This window comes from Camelimonas abortus, assembly GCF_042432745.1.
In the GTDB taxonomy this organism is placed as follows: Bacteria; Pseudomonadota; Alphaproteobacteria; order Rhizobiales; family Beijerinckiaceae; genus Camelimonas; species Camelimonas abortus.
This window is the reverse complement of record NZ_JBHLWR010000006.1, coordinates 641032-657131: the sequence shown is the minus strand read 5'-3', so window position 1 is coordinate 657131 and position 16100 is coordinate 641032. Positions and strand designations below refer to the sequence as shown.

General features: G+C 71.0%; 11 protein-coding genes. 6 read left to right on the top strand and 5 right to left on the bottom strand.

Annotated features, from left to right (window positions below):
• The first annotated feature begins 364 nt into the window (after positions 1-364).
• The 3 genes from ACFFJB_RS05285 (at position 365) to ACFFJB_RS05275 (ending at position 4117) form a co-directional block, all read left to right on the top strand.
• The gene (locus tag ACFFJB_RS05285; protein WP_376830140.1) at positions 365-961 is read left to right on the top strand and encodes a superoxide dismutase; all 597 of its coding nucleotides are present in this window, start codon (positions 365-367) and stop codon (positions 959-961) included.
• Positions 962-1201: 240 nt separating this feature from the next.
• Positions 1202-2773 (top strand): murein biosynthesis integral membrane protein MurJ, encoded by a 1572-nt coding sequence (gene murJ, locus ACFFJB_RS05280; protein ID WP_376830138.1) that lies wholly within the window; start codon positions 1202-1204, stop codon positions 2771-2773.
• Positions 2774-3028: 255 nt separating this feature from the next.
• Complete coding sequence (locus tag ACFFJB_RS05275) at positions 3029-4117, top strand: mechanosensitive ion channel family protein (protein ID WP_376830136.1); 1089 nt, start codon at positions 3029-3031, stop codon at positions 4115-4117.
• Positions 4118-4122: 5 nt separating this feature from the next.
• Here the strand turns inward: ACFFJB_RS05275 and ACFFJB_RS05270 are convergent, their stop codons facing one another.
• From ACFFJB_RS05270 to ACFFJB_RS05260, 3 genes are all read right to left on the bottom strand, one after another.
• Positions 4123-4650 (bottom strand): nuclear transport factor 2 family protein, encoded by a 528-nt coding sequence (locus ACFFJB_RS05270; protein WP_376830134.1) that lies wholly within the window; start codon positions 4648-4650, stop codon positions 4123-4125.
• Positions 4651-4895: 245 nt separating this feature from the next.
• Positions 4896-6290, bottom strand: a complete 1395-nt coding sequence (locus ACFFJB_RS05265) for a M20/M25/M40 family metallo-hydrolase (RefSeq protein WP_376830132.1) — start codon at positions 6288-6290, stop codon at positions 4896-4898.
• Between the two features lie 146 nt (positions 6291-6436).
• On the bottom strand, positions 6437-7942 hold the full coding sequence (locus tag ACFFJB_RS05260) for a helicase HerA-like domain-containing protein (protein ID WP_376832551.1): 1506 nt from the start codon (positions 7940-7942) through the stop codon (positions 6437-6439).
• Positions 7943-8358: 416 nt separating this feature from the next.
• Between ACFFJB_RS05260 and ACFFJB_RS05255 the strand changes: the two genes are divergently transcribed.
• Both ACFFJB_RS05255 and scpA read left to right on the top strand, forming a co-directional pair.
• Positions 8359-10305 (top strand): methylmalonyl-CoA mutase family protein, encoded by a 1947-nt coding sequence (locus ACFFJB_RS05255; protein WP_376830130.1) that lies wholly within the window; start codon positions 8359-8361, stop codon positions 10303-10305.
• 152 nt (positions 10306-10457) lie between these two features.
• Positions 10458-12608, top strand: coding sequence for a methylmalonyl-CoA mutase (gene scpA / locus ACFFJB_RS05250; RefSeq protein WP_376830128.1), 2151 nt, complete (start codon positions 10458-10460; stop codon positions 12606-12608).
• Between the two features lie 311 nt (positions 12609-12919).
• On the opposite strand, the gene ACFFJB_RS05245 is transcribed toward scpA, so the two are convergent.
• Entirely contained in the window at positions 12920-13765 is an 846-nt protein-coding gene (locus tag ACFFJB_RS05245) for an AAA family ATPase (protein WP_376830126.1), read from the bottom strand.
• A gap of 100 nt (positions 13766-13865) precedes the next feature.
• Positions 13866-14447, bottom strand: a complete 582-nt coding sequence (locus ACFFJB_RS05240) for a tyrosine phosphatase family protein (RefSeq protein WP_376830124.1) — start codon at positions 14445-14447, stop codon at positions 13866-13868.
• A gap of 389 nt (positions 14448-14836) precedes the next feature.
• Here ACFFJB_RS05240 and ACFFJB_RS05235 point away from each other — a divergent pair, with 389 nt between their 5' ends.
• The gene (locus tag ACFFJB_RS05235) at positions 14837-15352 is read left to right on the top strand and encodes a Spy/CpxP family protein refolding chaperone (RefSeq protein WP_376830122.1); all 516 of its coding nucleotides are present in this window, start codon (positions 14837-14839) and stop codon (positions 15350-15352) included.
• Positions 15353-16100: the final 748 nt, after the last annotated feature.

Here is a 16100-nt window from a genome sequence, read left to right as displayed (position 1 = left end):
CCTCTCCTGCGCGTCCGCCGCCGGGCTGTGTCGCCTCCCTTTCAGGCGATAGTGGGGTCGCGGACGGTCCGGCCGTCCGCCGCCCCCGGGGCGTCCGCTGGCAGGCAGTGCTGGTCGCTGCAGCCCCAGTCAAGGTAAAAACGCTCATTTTCGCGTTAACGGACGGGCGGCGCGACGTCATTCTCCGTTTTTCGCGTTACCCCCTTGCGCATGGCGGCCATGGGCCGTTTCCGGTGGCCGGCGGTTGCGCTCTCCGGTAAATGTTGTGCGCATCCGGCTTGCCGGGGGCGCGCGCGTGGCCTAACCATTCGCACAGTCCCCCGGCCCCTCGCGCCGGCAAGCCGATACAGGAAGGAACGAAGACATGACCTTCAAGCTGCCCGAACTTCCTTACGCTTACGACGCCCTCCAGCCCTACATGTCGAAGGAGACGCTGGAGTACCATCACGACAAGCACCATCAGGCGTATGTCGACACCGGCAACAAGCTGCTGGCCGGCACGGAGCTGGAAGGCAGGAGCGTCGAGGAGATCGTCAAGGCCTCCTGGGGCAAGAACCAGCCGCTGTTCAACAACGCCGGCCAGCACTACAACCACCTGCACTTCTGGAACTGGATGAAGCCCAATGGCGGCGGCGCCATTCCGGGCGCCCTCGAGAAGAAGATCATCGAGGACCTGGGCTCGGTCGAGAAGTTCAGGGAAGATTTCGTGCAGGCCGGCGTCGGCCAGTTCGGTTCGGGCTGGGCCTGGCTCGCCCTGCGCGACGGCAAGCTCGAGATCATGAAAACCCCGAACGGCGAGAACCCGCTGGTGCACGGCGCCACGCCGGTCCTCGGCGTCGACGTGTGGGAGCACTCCTACTACATCGACTACCGCAACCGCCGCGCCGACTATCTGAAGGCCTTCATCGAGAACCTGGTGAACTGGGAATACGTGGAGAAGCTGTTCAACGAGGCGACGTAACGCGCCCGGCGCCGCGCCGCCCCTGCGGCGCGCGGCGCGCTTCCGGGGGCGCCCTGCGGCGGCGGGTCCGCCGCGCGGCGCAGGCCCCGGAGGCTTCCCGCAATACCTTCACGGCCGCCCGCAGGCGGCCGTTTTCATGTGGCGCGCCCCCCTGGCGAATTCTTCACCGGCCGGGGGCAGACTGCGCGGCACCCGCGTCATATGTGCGCCGCGGGCGGCGGCGCGTCAGGAATTCCGGTCATGTTGCGCAAGATACTCGGCTTTGGCGGTTTCACCCTGCTGTCGCGGGTCACGGGCTTCCTGCGCGACGTGATGCTGGCGGCGGTGATGGGCGCCGGGCCGGCGACGGACGCCTTTCTGGTGGCCTTCCGCCTGCCCAACCATTTCCGCGCCATTTTCGGCGAGGGGGCGTTCAACAACGCCTTCGTGCCGGCTTACGCCCACGAGCGCGCGGCGGGCGGGCCGGAGGCGGCGCGGCTGTTCGCCGACCGGCTGTTCACCGCCATGCTGGTCACGCAGCTGGCCGTGCTGGCGCTGGCGTGGGCGTTCATGCCGCAACTGGTGGGCCTGCTGGCGCCGGGCTTCACCGGGGAGCCGGAGAAATTCGCCCTGGCGGTGACGCTGACGCGCATCACCTTCCCCTATCTGCTGTTCGTGACCCTGGTGACGCTGGTCACGGGCGTTCTCAACGCCCGCGACCGTTACGCCGCCGGCGCGGCGGCGCCGGTGCTGCTCAACGCGGCGATGATCGCCGGCCTCGCCCTCGCCTTCCTGTTCCCGGACGCCGCCCACGCCGCCGCGTGGGCGGTCAGCGTCTCGGGCGCGCTGCAGCTGGCGCTGGTGATGTGGGACGCGCGCCGCGCCGGACTGGCGCCGCGGCTGAAGGCGTTCGTGTGGAACAGCCAGATGAGCCGGTTTTTCCGCGGCCTCGCGCCGGCGGTGGTGGGCTCGGCGGGGGTGCAGCTGGCGATGTTCGCGGACACCGTCATCGCCACCATGCTGCCCACCGGCGCGGTGTCGTCGATCTATTTCGCCGACCGCATATACCAGCTGCCCGTCGGCGTCATCGGCGTGGCGGTGGGCACGGTGATCATGTCGGAGATGAGCCGCCGGCTGGCGGCGGGCGACGAGGCCGGGGCGCACCGGGCGCAGAACCGCGCCATGGCGCTCACCCTGGTGGCGGCGGCGCCCTTCGCCGGCGCCTTTCTGGCGGTCCCGACGCTGATCATGGAGGCGCTGTTCGCCCGCGGGGCCTTCACCGCCGGGGACGCGGCGGCGGCGGGCCAGGTTCTGGCCGCCTATGCGCTGGGCCTGCCGGCGATCGTGCTGATCCGTTCGGCGGTGTCCAGCTTCTATGGCCGGCGCGACACCGTCACCCCGCTGGTCGCCTCGCTGGCGGCGGTGGCGGTGAACGTGGCGCTGAAGATCATGCTCACCTCCAGTTACGGCGCGCCGGGCCTCGCCCTGGCCACCAGCGCCGGGGCGTGGGTCAATCTCGGACTGCTGGTCGTGCTGGCGGTCCGTCGCGGCTGGATGGGCGCGGACCGCGCCTTTGGCCGCACCATCGCCAGCGTGGCGGCCGCGGCGGCGGCGCTGACGGCGGCGGCGTGGCTGGCGGATCCGCATGTGGCGGCGCTGGCCCGCCATGCGCCCCTGTTCCACCGGGAGGCGCATCTCGGCCTGCTGGCGGTCATTGGCCTCGCCGTCTATGTGGCGGCGCTGGCGGCGGCGCTGCGGCTGAGCGGCGCCGGCCTCGCCGCGCTGCGCCATGCGCCCCCGGCCGCTCCCGGGGCGGCGGAAAGGAAGGGCTAGGGCCCCGCCCGCCGCGCGCCGCCAGGCTCCTGCGCGCCGGCTTTCGCCGCCTTTCCCGCCTTGCGCGCGGACGCGGCGCGGCTATGCTCACGCTGTCGCGGCCGTGTGACCCCGTCACCGGCCGGGCGCCGTCGCGATCGCAGGCGCGCCGCGCAGCCGGGGCTGGCGTTACGCCCCCCCGGCGCGGAAACCGGCGGCCACGCCATCGCTGGCGAAGCAGCGCGCGCCGTCCGGCGCCCAACCTCCGGAGCCGTCATGCCGCTGGGGACGCTGAGCGAATTTCTTGTCCTGTCGGGGCTGGCGGCGACGCTTGGCCTTTCCGCGGCGGTGGTGTCCACGCTGATGCGGCGGCGCCATGAATGGAGCCACAGCATCCTCGCGCACCTGCTGCGCATCGGCCTGCTCACCGGCATGGTGTTCGCGCTGCGGCGCATGGCCGGGCTGGCGCTGGACCATTACGACATTCCGCAGCTGTCAGCGGACCTGGTGAACACGCTGACGGCGGCGGTGATCTGCGCCATCGTCATGCGCGAGCTGTTCATGCTGATCAACCGGCTGACGCACGCGCAGATCCTCAAGGGCAGCGATCCCACGTCGGCGCGCGCCATCGCCCGCGTTCTCAAGCTGGGCCTGGCGCTGGTGGCGGCGCTGGCGTTCGGCGAGCATTTCGGCATCGGCTTTTCGGGCCTGCTCGCCTTCGGCGGCATCGGCGGCATCGCCGTGGGCCTCGCCAGCAAGGACATCCTCGGCAACGTGTTTTCGGGGATCATGCTGTTCTTCGACCGTCCGTTCAACATCGGCGACTGGGTGTCGTCGCCGGACCGGAAGATCGAGGGCACGGTGGAGGAGATCGGCTGGCGCATGACGCGGATCATGACCTTCGATCACCGCCCGCTTTACGTGCCGAATTCGGTGTTCTCCTCCATCTGCCTGGAGAATCCCGGCCGCATGACCAACCGGCGCATCATGGCCACCATCGGCCTGCGCTATGAGGACGCCGGCCGCGTCGAGGCGGTGACGCGCGACATACGCGACATGCTGCGCGCCAGCCCGCTGATCGACCAGAGCCAGACGCTGCTGGTCTATTTCAACGAATTCGCCGCCTCGTCGCTGAACATCATGGTGTACTGCTTCACCCGCACCACCAACTGGGGCGAGTGGCTGGAGGCGCAGCAGGAGGTGTTTCTGGGCATCATCCGCATCGTCCAGTCGCACGGCGCGGATTTCGCTTTCCCCACCCAGACTCTTTACCTCGCGGGCGACGGCGGCGCGGCGGAGGCCCCCGCCGCGCCGGGGCCGGGCCCGGCCGCCGCGCCGGCAGGCGCGCCCCCGCCGGCGGGCTGAGGGCCCTATTCGGGCCGTGGCGTGCGGTTGGCCTGGCTCAGGGCGATGCGCCAGTGGCCGTCCGGGCCGCGCACGAACAGCTGCAGCCACTGGAAGGCGCCGCTGCGTCCGCTCTCGCGGTTGTGGATGACGTCGACGCCGCTGAGCACGGCGGTGTCGGGGGAATAGGTCTCCACCAGCGCCTGGTCGGCGGGCGCCAGTTCGATGCCGGTCTGGCCGGAGAGCAGGAAGTCGATGCGCTCCTTGCGGGTTTCGGCGCGCCCGGTCTCGCGCAGGTGCGTGAAGCGCTCGTGGTAGAGCTTTTCGAGCGCGGCGCGGTCCCTGCGCCTGACCGCCTCGCGCACCTTGCGACGCACGGCCATGATCTGTTCGGCGACGTCCCCGGTGCGCGGGTCGGCGATGACGCCGTCGCGGCCGGTCGCGGCGCCGACGACGACGCCGGTGACGCCGGCCGGCGGCTTTTCAGCGGCGCCTGCTGCGCCCGCCGCCAGGGCGACGGCGGCGGCGAGGATGCGAAGGCCTGCCCGTTTCATGCTGCTGTGTTCCCCCCACGTTCGCGTGGCGCTCCGCGCCTGTCGCGGGCGCCCCTGCGAAAGCCTGATTCTGCTCTCCGTTTATGGCATGTCTCCCGCGCCCCGCGCATCCGCCCCCGCGCGTCCCGCGTCGCCGGCGCGCTCCACGGCGCGTCCGCAAAACGGGAAAAAAACACGCCACGATCCGGCCCGGGCTCCGGCGACCGCCGTCCGGCCGCCGGCGCGCCCCCGCGCCGGGCGCCCGCTCACGCCGCCAGCGCCGCGAGAATGCGCGCCCACGAGCGCGCGCCCTTGTGGAAGCTGGTCAGGTCATATTTCTCGTTCGGCGAGTGGATGCGGTCGTCGTCGAGGCCGAAGCCGACCAGCAGCGTGTCCACCCCGAGCAGCTCCCGGAAATCGCCGACGATGGGAATGGAGCCGCCGGAGCCGATGGTCACCGCCGGGCGTCCCCACTCCGCCTCCAGCGCGGCGGCCGCCCTGCGCAGGTCCGGCAGGTCGAAGGGCAGCGCGATGGCGCGGCTGGCGCCGTGACCGGCGAAGGTCGCCGTGCAGTCCGGCGGCAGCGAGGCCAGCACGTAGTCGCGGAAGGCGGCGCGCACCTTCAGCGGATCCTGGTCGCCGACCAGGCGGAACGACAGCTTGGCCGTCGCCTCCGCCGGAATGACCGTCTTGGCCCCCGGCCCCGTGTAACCGCCAAAAATGCCGTTGACGTCGCAGGTCGGGCGCGACTGGATCTGCTCGATGACCATGCGGTCTTTCTCGCCGGCCGGCGCCGACAGCCCCACCGGCCCCAGGAACCGCGCGGCGTCCAGGCCCAGGCCGCGCCACTGCTCCAGCACCTCAGGCGGGGTTTCCGGCACGCCCTCATAGAAACCGGGCAGCGTCACCCGGCCGCTGTCGTCATGCAGGCCGGCGATGATGCGGGCCAGCACGCGGATGGGGTTCTGCGCCGCGCCGCCGAACAGGCCGGAATGCAGGTCACGGTCGGCCGCGCGGATGGTGACCTCCTCATAGACGAGACCCCGCAGGCTGGTGGTGATGGCCGGCGTGGCGGCGTCCCACATGCTGGTGTCGCACGCCAGGGCGACGTCGGCGGCGAGCTCGTCCCGGTGGGCTGCGACAAAGGCGGGGGTGTTCGGCGACCCCACCTCCTCCTCGCCCTCCACCATCACGGTGACGTCGAGCGGCAGCTCGCCGTGCACGGCCTTCCAGGCGCGGCAGGCCTCGATGAAGGTCATCACCTGGCCCTTGTCGTCGGCGGCGCCGCGGGCGACGATGGCGCGGCGGCCGTCGTCCAGGGTGACGATCCGCGGCTCGAACGGCGGGCTGCGCCACTGCTCCAGCGGCTCCGGCGGCTGCACGTCATAATGCCCGTAGAACAGCGCCCGGCGCCGGCCGGCGCCCGGAGTGCGGGCGAGCACCACCGGATGGCCGGGGGTGTCGCGCACGCTGGCCTCGAAGCCCAGCTCCGCCAGGTTCCGCTGCAGCCACGCCGCGGCGGCGCGACAGTCGCCGGCGCGGGCCGGATCGGTCGAGACGGAGGGGATGCGCAGCCACGACGACAGGCGCGCCAGCGCGGCGTCGAGATCGGCGTCAATACGGGTCAGAACGGCGTCCAGCCGCGGATCGTGTTGGCTCATGGTCTTTCCTGCTCCAGCGCGGAACGCGCCCTGCGGGCCCTGCTGGTCGGGCCGCCCGGCGGAGGCGTTCCCGGCGCGCGCGCCGGAGCGGCGTCCGCGCACGCGCCTGGTTGGTCTGAGGTCATCTCACGCGCGCCGCCGCCCGGTCATTTCCCGCCGAACAGGCTCTTGAGCAGGACATTGGCGATCTTCGTGCCGATGCGGCGGGCGGCGGAGCTCGCCGCGGTGGAGATGACCTTTTCGGTGATGCTCTGCTTCCTGCGTCCCTTGCCGCCGCCAAGCGCGCCTTCGAGCACGCTGTCCAGCAGGCCGCCGCCCCCGCCGCCGTCCTCCCCGGCCTCCTGCGGCGGCGCGGCGGCCGCCTCCAGTTCGGCGATGCGCTGCTGCGCCGTCTGGCGCGGCTGCGGCGCGAAGCGCGAGGCGGGAAAGGGGCTGGCGGCGATCACCGCCTGGCGCTGCGCGGGCGTGATCGCCCCCACCTTCGCCGAGGGCGGCGCGACCAGCGTGCGCTGCACCACCGATGGCGTGCCCCTGCCCTCCAGCACCGACACCAGCGCCTCGCCCACGGCCAGTTCGGTGATGACCTCCGCCGCGTCGAACGCCGGGTTCTGGCGGAAGGTGTCGGCGGCGGCCCGCACCGCCTTGCGGTCGCGCGGGGTGAAGGCGCGCAGGGCGTGCTGCACGCGGTTGCCGAGCTGGGCGAGCACGGTTTCCGGCACGTCCAGCGGATTCTGCGTGACGAAATAGACGCCCACGCCCTTGGAGCGGATCAGCCGCACCACCCGCTCGATCTGGTCCAGCAGCGCCTTCGGCGCGTCGGAGAACAGAAGGTGCGCCTCGTCGAAGAAGAAGGCGAGCCTGGGCCTGGGCGGATCGCCGATCTCGGGCAGGCGGTCGAACAGCGAGGAGAGCATCCACAGCAGGAAGGTGGCGTAGAGCCGCGGGCTGTTCATCAGCCGGTCGGCGGCGAGAATGTTGATCACGCCGCGCCCGCTGGCCGGGTCCACCCGCAGCAGGTCGTTGATGTCGAAGGCGGGCGCGCCAAAGAAGCGGTCGGCGCCCTGGTTCTCCAGCACCAGCAGCTGGCGCTGGATGGCCCCCACCGACTGCGTGGCGATGTTGCCGTAGGTCTGGGCGAGGGTTTTGGCGTTCCGGCCCACATGGACCAGCAGGGCGCGCAGGTCGGCGAGATCGACCAGCGGAATCTGCTGCTCGCGGGCGACGCGGAAAGCGATGTTGAGCACGCCCTCCTGGGTGTCGTTCAGCTCCAGCAGGCGCGAGACCAGCAGCGGCCCCATGTCGTCGATGCTGGCCCGCACCGGATGGCCCTGCTCGCCGAACAGGTCCCAGAACACCACCGGAAACTGTTCCGGCGTGTAGTCGAAGCCGAACTCCTGCGCGCGCCGGACGAAATGCGGCTGGGCGTCGCCCATCTGCGACACGCCGGAGAGATCGCCCTTGATGTCGGCGGCGAACACCGCCACGCCCGCCCGGGAGAGGCCCTCGGCCAGCACCTGCAGCGTCACGGTCTTGCCGGTGCCCGTGGCGCCGGCCACCAGGCCGTGCCGGTTGGCCAGCCGCAGGTCGAGCATCTGCGGCTCATGATCGGGAGAACTGGTGAAACCGATCAGGACATAACCATCGTCCGCCATACCATCGTCCGCCATGCGGGCGCTCCATCGCTGTGCAGGCCGGGCGACGGACCGCCGCCCGCGGTGATTCTGGCCCGCGGCCCCAGCATAGGACAAGCCGCGGCGTCCTGGCGCCTTCCCCCGCTCACATTCGCAGCGCGGTCGCCTGCGGCGCGCGCGGGGACGGCCCGACGGCGCCCGGCTCCGGCCGGCCGCGGCCAGGCGGAGCAATTGTCAAACAAGCGCTTGGCCAGCCGCAAAACCGTTGCGCTTCAGGGCTCCTGGCGGAATATCCCGGAGCGGAGCGGCGCCGGTGGGGCGCTTTAGCATTTGACGAGGCCCCGTCTGGGGACTAAGGCCGACGGTTGACAAAACCGGACGGCGAAGCCACGCGCGGCCGTCCCCAGCCCACCGTATTCGAAAGCCGGCTAGTTCCCATGGACGAAACCTGTCTCGCCCCCGCCTTTCCGGAGTACACCCGCGACGACTGGCGCAAGCTTGTCGACAAGGTGCTGAAGGGCGCCGATTTTGACAAGAAGCTCGTCACCCGCACCGGCGAAGGCATCGCGATCCAGCCGCTGTATGACAAGGGCCCGGCTGACGCGCCGCGCGCGGTGCGCGCCGGCTCCGGCGCCTGGACGGTCACGCAGTCGGTTGACCATCCTGCGGCGGACGAGGCCAACGGGCAGGCGCTGGCGGACCTGAACGGCGGCGCCAGCGGCCTTGCGCTGCGTTTCGCCGGGGCGCCGACGGCGCGCGGCGCCGGCGTGGCGGTGAACACCCTCGCCGACCTGGAGAAGACGCTCGACCGGGTGCTGCTGGACCTCGTCCCGCTGCGGCTGGAGCCGGCCCCGTACCTGTGGCGCCACACGGCGGCGCTGGCGGCGGCGCTGGTGGACGCGCGCAAGCTGAAGCCGTCGGACGTCAGCATCGACTTCGGCCTTGACCCGCTGGGCGACATCCTGCGCACCGGCGCCTCGCCGCTGCCGGTGGAGACGCAGCTGGAGCGCATGGCCGACACGGTGCGCGACCTGGCCGCCCGCGGCTACAGGCGCAACCTGGTGCGGGTGGACGCCCGCCCGGTGCATGAGGCCGGCGGCTCGCAGACCCAGGAGCTGGCCTGGGTTCTGGCGGCGGGCGTGTGCTACCTGCGGGCCCTGGCGGCGCGCGGCCAGTCGCTGGAGGCGGCGCGCGACGCCGTCACCGTGCTGCTGCCGGCGGACGCCGACCAGTTCATGACCCTGGCCAAGTTCCGCGCCGTGCGCCTGCTGTGGGCGCGGGTGCAGGAGCTGTGCGGCCTTGAGCCGGCGCCGCTGTACGTGTCGGCGGAGACGTCCTGGCGCATGACCACGCGCCGCGACCCGTGGGTGAACATGCTGCGCGTGACGGTGGCGACCTTCGCCGCCGGCGTGGGCGGCGCGGACAACGTCACGGTGCTGCCGTTCACCGCGGCGCTGGGCCTGCCGGACGCCTTCGCCCGCCGCATGGCGCGCAACGCCCAGCTGATCCTGCTGGAAGAGTCGAACCTGGCCCGCGTCACCGATCCGGCGGCCGGCTCGGGCGGCGTCGAGGCGCTGACCCGCGAGCTGTGCGGGCTGGCCTGGGCGGAGTTCCAGAAGATCGAGGCCGCCGGCGGCGTGGTCGCGGCGCTGAAGTCGGGCCTGATCCAGAACGCGGTCGCCGGGGTGCGCGCCGGACGCCAAGAGAAGATCGCCCGCCGCCAGCTGCCGGTCACCGGCGCCAGCGAGTTCCCGGACATCAACGAGGCCCCGGTGGAGGTGCTCGCGCCGGCTCCGGTCGCGCCGCTGCCCCAGGACGCGCGCCGCATGGACGTGGCCGCCTCCTTCGAGGAGCTGGTGGACCAGGCGAAGGCCGGCGCGGCGCTGCCGGACGGCCTCGGCCGCGTCGCCGCCCCGGTGGCGGAGGCGCTGCCGTCGCTGCGCGACGCCGAGCCGTTCGAGGCGCTGCGCGACCTGTCGGACCGCCGCCTTGCGGAGAAGGGCGCGCGTCCGAAGGTGTTCCTCGCCAATCTCGGCCCGATCGCGGCTTTCACCGCCCGCGCCACCTTCGCCAAGAACTTCTTCGAGGCCGGCGGCGTTGAGGCGGTGACCAACGACGGTTTCCCGTCGCTGGAGGCGATGGCGGAGGCGTTCCGCCAGTCGGGCGCGCGCATCGCCTGCATCTGCTCGTCGGATGCGATTTACGAAGGACAGGCGGTGGCGGCGGCGAAGGCGCTCACCGCGGCCGGCGCCGGCGCGCTGTACCTGGCGGGCCGCCCCTCCGCGGAGCTGGAGGCGGCGCTGAAGGAGGCGAACGTCACCCGCTTCGCCTGTATGGGAGCCGACCTGATCGCCGTGCTCTCCGAGGCCATTGACCTGGCCTGAGCCGAATGGATTTGACGGCGGAGGCGCGGACCCCGCCGTCTGGTGAAACAGTCGCCAGGGCGCCGGCCCTGCGGCGGAGGCGCCAGAGCCCCGCGGACGCCGGCGCCGGAAGCCCCGGCGGGGACCTGGCGGATCAAGAAATGGCCAGTCACATGACCAGGATACCTGACTTCACGTCCATCAGCTGGGAAGCGCCCCGGATCGCGGCTCCTGAAGCGACGGGCGAACCGTGGACCACGCCGGAAGGCATCGACGTCAAGGGCGTCTACACGCCGGCGGACCGCGAAGGGCTGTCGTTCGTCGACACGCTGCCGGGCCTGCCGCCCTTCGTGCGCGGCCCCTACCCCACCATGTACGTCAACCAGCCGTGGACGGTGCGCCAGTACGCCGGCTTCTCGACGGCGGAAGACTCCAACGCCTTCTACCGGCGCAACCTCGCGGCGGGCCAGAAGGGCCTGTCCGTGGCCTTCGACCTCGCCACCCACCGCGGCTATGACAGCGACCATCCGCGCGTCACCGGCGACGTGGGCATGGCGGGCGTCGCCATCGACTCGATCTACGACATGCGCACGCTGTTCAGCGGCATTCCGCTGGACCAGATGTCGGTGTCGATGACCATGAACGGCGCCGTGCTGCCGGTCATGGCCCTGTACGTCGTCGCGGCCGAGGAGCAGGGCGTCACCCCGGACAAGCTTGCGGGCACCATCCAGAACGACATTCTCAAGGAGTTCATGGTCCGCAACACCTACATCTATCCGCCGGGCCCCTCGATGCGGATCATCGGCGACATCTTCGCCTACACTTCGGCGCACATGCCGAAGTTCAACTCGATCTCGATCTCCGGCTATCACATGCAGGAAGCCGGCGCGACGCAGGACCTGGAGCTGGCCTACACGCTGGCGGACGGCGTCGAATACATCCGCGCCGGCCTCAACGCCGGCCTCAACGTGGACCAGTTCGCGCCGCGCCTGTCGTTCTTCTGGGCCATCGGCATGAACTTCTTCATGGAGGTGGCCAAGCTGCGCGCCGCGCGCCTGCTGTGGGCGCGGCTGGTGAAGCAGTTTGACCCGAAGAACGACAAGTCGCTGCCGCTGCGCACGCACTCGCAGACCTCCGGCTGGTCGCTGACCGCCCAGGACGTGTTCAACAACGTCACCCGCACGGCCATCGAGGCCATGGCCGCCACCCAGGGCCACACCCAGTCGCTGCACACCAACGCGCTGGACGAGGCGCTGGCGCTGCCCACCGACTTCTCGGCCCGCATCGCCCGCAACACCCAGCTGTTCCTGCAGCAGGAGAGCGGCACGACGAAGATCATCGACCCCTGGGGCGGCTCGTACTACGTCGAGCGCCTCACCGCCGAGCTGGCGAAGAAGGCCTGGAAGCACATCCAGGAGGTTGAGGAGCTGGGCGGCATGGCCAAAGCCATCGAGGCCGGCATTCCGAAGCTGCGCATCGAGGAGGCCGCGGCCCGCACCCAGGCGCGCATCGACAGCGGCATGCAGTCCGTGATCGGCGTCAACAGGTTCCGCCCGGAGAACGAGAAGCCGATCGACGTGCTCAAGGTGGACAACTCCGCCGTGCGCGCGGCGCAGATCGAGAAGCTGAAGCGCCTGCGGGCCGAGCGCAACCAGGCCGAGGTGGACGCGGCGCTGAAGGCGCTGGAGGAAGGCGCGCGCGGCGACGGCAACCTGCTGGCGCTCGCCATCGACGCCGCCCGCGCCAAGGCCACCGTGGGCGAGATCTCGCTGGCGCTGGAGAAGGTTTTCGGCCGGCATCAGGCGGAGATCCGCTCGATCTCGGGCGTGTACAAGCGGGAGGCTTCCGCCATGGACGACGTGCGGCGCGTGCAGGAGCTGGTGGAGAGGTTCGAGCAGGAGGACGGCCGCCGTCCGCGCATCCTGGTGGCGAAGATGGGCCAGGACGGCCACGACCGCGGCCAGAAGGTGATCGCTTCGGCCTTCGCCGACCTTGGCTTCGACGTCGACATCGGCCCGCTGTTCGCCACGCCCGAGGAGGCCGCGCGCCAGGCCATCGAGAACGACGTGCACATTGTCGGCGTGTCGTCGCTGGCGGCGGGCCACCTGACGCTGGTTCCGGAGCTGAAGGCGGCGCTGGCGGCGCAGGGCCGTCCGGACATCATGATCGTGGTCGGCGGCGTGATCCCGCCGCAGGACTTTGACGCGCTCTACAAGGCGGGCGCGGCGGCGATCTTCCCGCCGGGCACGGTGATCCCGCAGGCTGCGGAAAAGCTGCTGCAGGAGCTGCGCCAGCGCCTCGGCTACGCCAGGGCGGCGGAGTAATCCGCGCCCGCGGCGGGAACGGGCGGCGCGCGCCGTCGCCCGCGCCCTTTCCGGCGTCCGGCCAGCGCCGCAGCCGCCCCTGCGGCCGGCGCGCCTCCCGGACAGGCGGACAGCAACAACCCGCGCCCCACCGCGCGGGTTTTTGTTTTGCGCGGGAAACGCACGCCCCGCGACAGCCTTCCGCCTTCCCTCTCCCGCCCCCCGGCCGCCCGCCTTCTCCTCGCCGGCAGCCTGGCCGCGCCGGCCAGACAAAAAAAGCCGCCCCTGGCGAGGGGCGGCCCTGCATGCGCGGGAAGCGGCGCGCGGACGGCTCAGCGCAGTTCGCGGCGGGCCATGAAGGCGAGCTTCTCGAACAGGCTCACGTCCTGCTCGTTCTTGAGCAGCGCCCCGTGCAGCGGCGGGATCACCTTGCGCGGATCGCGCTCGCGCAGCGCCTCCGGACCGATGTCCTCGGCCATGAGCAGCTTGAGCCAGTCCAGCAGCTCGGAAGTGGAGGGCTTCTTCTTGAGGCCCGGCACGTCGCGGATGTCGAAGAACAGCTTGAGCGCCTCCTCGACCAGGCGGTGGTGGATGCCGGGATAGTGCACCTCGACGATGGCCTTCATGGTTTCTTCGTCGGGGAAGCGGATGTAGTGGAAGAAGCAGCGGCGCAGGAAGGCGTCGGGCAGCTCCTTCTCGTTGTTGGAAGTGATGATCACCACCGGCCGGTGCTTCGCCCGGATGGTCTCGCCGGTCTCGTACACATGGAACTCCATGCGGTCGAGCTCGAGCAGCAGGTCGTTGGGGAACTCGATGTCCGCCTTGTCGATCTCGTCGATCAGCAGCACGGCGCGGCCGTCGTGCTCGAAGGCCTCCCAGAGCTTGCCCTTCTTGATGTAATTGCGGATGTCGTGCACCCGCTCGTCGCCGAGCTGGCTGTCGCGCAGGCGGCTCACGGCGTCATATTCGTAGAGGCCCTGCTGCGCCTTGGTGGTGGACTTGACGTGCCAGGTGATCAGTGGCGCGCCAAGCGCGCGCGCCACCTCCTCCGCCAGCACGGTCTTGCCGGTGCCCGGCTCGCCTTTGACCAGAAGCGGGCGCTCAAGCACGATCGCCGCGTTGACGGCGACCTTCAGGTCCTCCGTCGCGACGTAGGAATCGGTACCCTCAAATCGCATGCTGCTTTTCCGTTTTATATAAAATCGTGGCCGGGGCGGACAGTAGGCGGGGACAGCCGCATGAGGCAAGTGCCCCGCCTGGCGAAATTGCGTTTCGCGATCAGTCCATGATGGCGCTGTCAACCTCGGCGCCGCGGTTGTAAAGGCGGATCATGTCCGCAATTTCCGGCCGCACGCGGCGCTGGTGGCCATAGAGCCGGCGCAGCGCCTCGACGAAGCGGCCGCCGCGCCCGAGGATTTCGTCGGCCAGCGCGATCATGCGCGAATTGGGCCACATCTGCGGGCGCACCTTCAGGATGCGGGCGAAGATCGAATATTCGTCGGCGTCCGGATGGTCCTGCAGCAGCAGCGTCGCCATGGCCGCGGTGGAGCGCGAGACGCCCATGTGGCAGTGCACCAGCAGGTGATCGTGCTTTTCGGGCACGAGATCGATGGTCTCGCCGAACTCGAGCAGGCGGATGATGTCCTCGCGCTCCGGCATCACCATGCCCGGCGCGGGCGCGATGATGTCGTGGAAGCGCAACGTCAGCCGCCGGTGGTCGCCGAACGCCCGGAAAGCCTCCGGCTCCTCGTAACCGGGATCGAGAATGGAGAGCACGTGGGTGATGGAGCGCGCCTGCGGCTGCGCCGGCAGTTCGTCGATGCCGCAGACCACGAACTTGTCCCTGATGCTCTCCCGCATGCCGTTTTCTCCCTGACGTCCTTCCGGTCCCGGGCGGACCGGACCATGAACGCGGTTACGCCATCGCGGCGCGGCTGTCGAGGCATGCGCATGCGCACGGGCCATGCCGCGACGGCGCCCCTCTGCGCCCCCCCGCGCCGGCCGGCGGCCGCGCGCCCGCCGCCTTCCGCCTGCGCGCCGCTTTTTCCTGACCCGCAAGTACTCATGTCCATTACGGAAAACATATGAAAAGATAATCGAAAAATTAACACCTGTGTTCAAATCAGGACGCGGACAGTCCCCATTCTGGCCCCAATAACGGCGCAGCTTCAGATCATTACAGAAGATTAATTTGCCATCTGGCTGGCCGCGCGCCACAGTGCCGGTACTTTTCAGGAGGACAGACGCACATGAACAGGAAGATCGCCGCACTCGCCCTTGGCGCCGCCCTTGTCGCTTCCGGCGCGGCTTTCGCCCAGCAGGCCGAAGCTCCGAACGACGGGGCGCCGGCGAAAGAGCGTCATCTTTCGGCCGATGACCGCGCCGCCTTCCTTGACGCCCGCATCGCCGCGCTCAAGGCCGGCCTGAAGCTCAACGCCGACCAGGAGAAGCTGTGGCCGGCGGTGGAGAAGGCCCTGCGCGACCAGGCGAAGGAGCGGGCGGAGCGCATGGCGAAGTTCCGCGAGGAGCGCAAGGAGGCGCGTGAGGAAGGCAAGCGCGCCGGCTATCCGGAGCGCCTGCGCAAGGGCGCGGACATGGCCGAGGCCCAGGCCGCCACGATGCGCAGGCTCGCCGACGCCATCGAGCCGCTCTACAACACCCTCAGCGCCGACCAGCAGCGCCGCCTGCGCGTGCTGCTCTCGCGCGGCCCGTTCGACGGCCCGCACAGGGGGAATGGCCCGGAGAAGCACGGGCCGCGTCGCTGACGCGCCAGAACGGCTGGCGCGTCACGGGGGACTGACGCGCCGGCAGGGGCGCGGGCCGCGCGCCCGCCGCCCTCACGGGCCGGAGGCGCCGTTGCGTTCGCCGGCCCTTTTTCATGCTGTCTTGCAGTGTTTGCGGCCGTGACCACTGATGTCGCGCGTATCCCGCCTGCCGCCGCTACGGCCACGCTCCAGAATAACGGCGATCACATTTGACGGCGCCCCGTGTTTTTTTTGGGGAAAGGCGCTTGACGGACGGCGCGCGCTTGCGCCCGATAGGCGGCGCGGAGGGCGAGGACAACGGTGGCGGCGCGGTCCCAGCCCCCTCACATGACCGCGCCGGCGCAAGGGCGCGACCCTCCCCCGAATGGCGCGCCCGAATGTCCCCCTCCGCACCTTTCCGCCATCGCCGCTGACCCGGGCCGCCGCGCCGGCCTGGACCCTGCGCCGGCGCCCCCCCTGCGCCCGCCTGGCGCGCAGCCATGCGACGGACGCCGGGCCTGCCCGCCGTGCGACCCGCCGGCGGGACTTGCTATCCTGCCCTCCCCGCGTGATAGACAGGAACATCGAGAAGCGTGAACACGTTTTCGCGCGCCTGCGCCGGCCGGCGCGGCGCGGGGCGGAAGCGGCGATGACAAGGCTGGGCCATGGCCGGGCGCGACGGACGCCGGCGGCGGCTGGCGCGGCGACGGCGCCCTGAAAGGGCGCGCGGCGCGACAGCGGCGGACCGCAGGGGCGCGCCCGCCGGCGA

What these genes read in the sequence shown, in the direction of transcription:
- ACFFJB_RS05240 (WP_376830124.1), bottom strand. Translation starts at nt 14,447, where the DNA reads ATGCGGGAGAGCATCAGGGACAAGTTCGTGGTCTGCGGCATCGACGAA.
- ACFFJB_RS05275 (WP_376830136.1), top strand. Translation starts at nt 3,029, where the DNA reads ATGCCGCTGGGGACGCTGAGCGAATTTCTTGTCCTGTCGGGGCTGGCG.
- ACFFJB_RS05265 (WP_376830132.1), bottom strand. Translation starts at nt 6,290, where the DNA reads ATGAGCCAACACGATCCGCGGCTGGACGCCGTTCTGACCCGTATTGAC.
- ACFFJB_RS05260 (WP_376832551.1), bottom strand. Translation starts at nt 7,942, where the DNA reads ATGGCGGACGATGGTTATGTCCTGATCGGTTTCACCAGTTCTCCCGAT.
- ACFFJB_RS05255 (WP_376830130.1), top strand. Translation starts at nt 8,359, where the DNA reads ATGGACGAAACCTGTCTCGCCCCCGCCTTTCCGGAGTACACCCGCGAC.
- ACFFJB_RS05270 (WP_376830134.1), bottom strand. Translation starts at nt 4,650, where the DNA reads ATGAAACGGGCAGGCCTTCGCATCCTCGCCGCCGCCGTCGCCCTGGCG.
- ACFFJB_RS05245 (WP_376830126.1), bottom strand. Translation starts at nt 13,765, where the DNA reads ATGCGATTTGAGGGTACCGATTCCTACGTCGCGACGGAGGACCTGAAG.
- ACFFJB_RS05235 (WP_376830122.1), top strand. Translation starts at nt 14,837, where the DNA reads ATGAACAGGAAGATCGCCGCACTCGCCCTTGGCGCCGCCCTTGTCGCT.
- murJ (WP_376830138.1), top strand. Translation starts at nt 1,202, where the DNA reads ATGTTGCGCAAGATACTCGGCTTTGGCGGTTTCACCCTGCTGTCGCGG.
- scpA (WP_376830128.1), top strand. Translation starts at nt 10,458, where the DNA reads ATGACCAGGATACCTGACTTCACGTCCATCAGCTGGGAAGCGCCCCGG.
- ACFFJB_RS05285 (WP_376830140.1), top strand. Translation starts at nt 365, where the DNA reads ATGACCTTCAAGCTGCCCGAACTTCCTTACGCTTACGACGCCCTCCAG.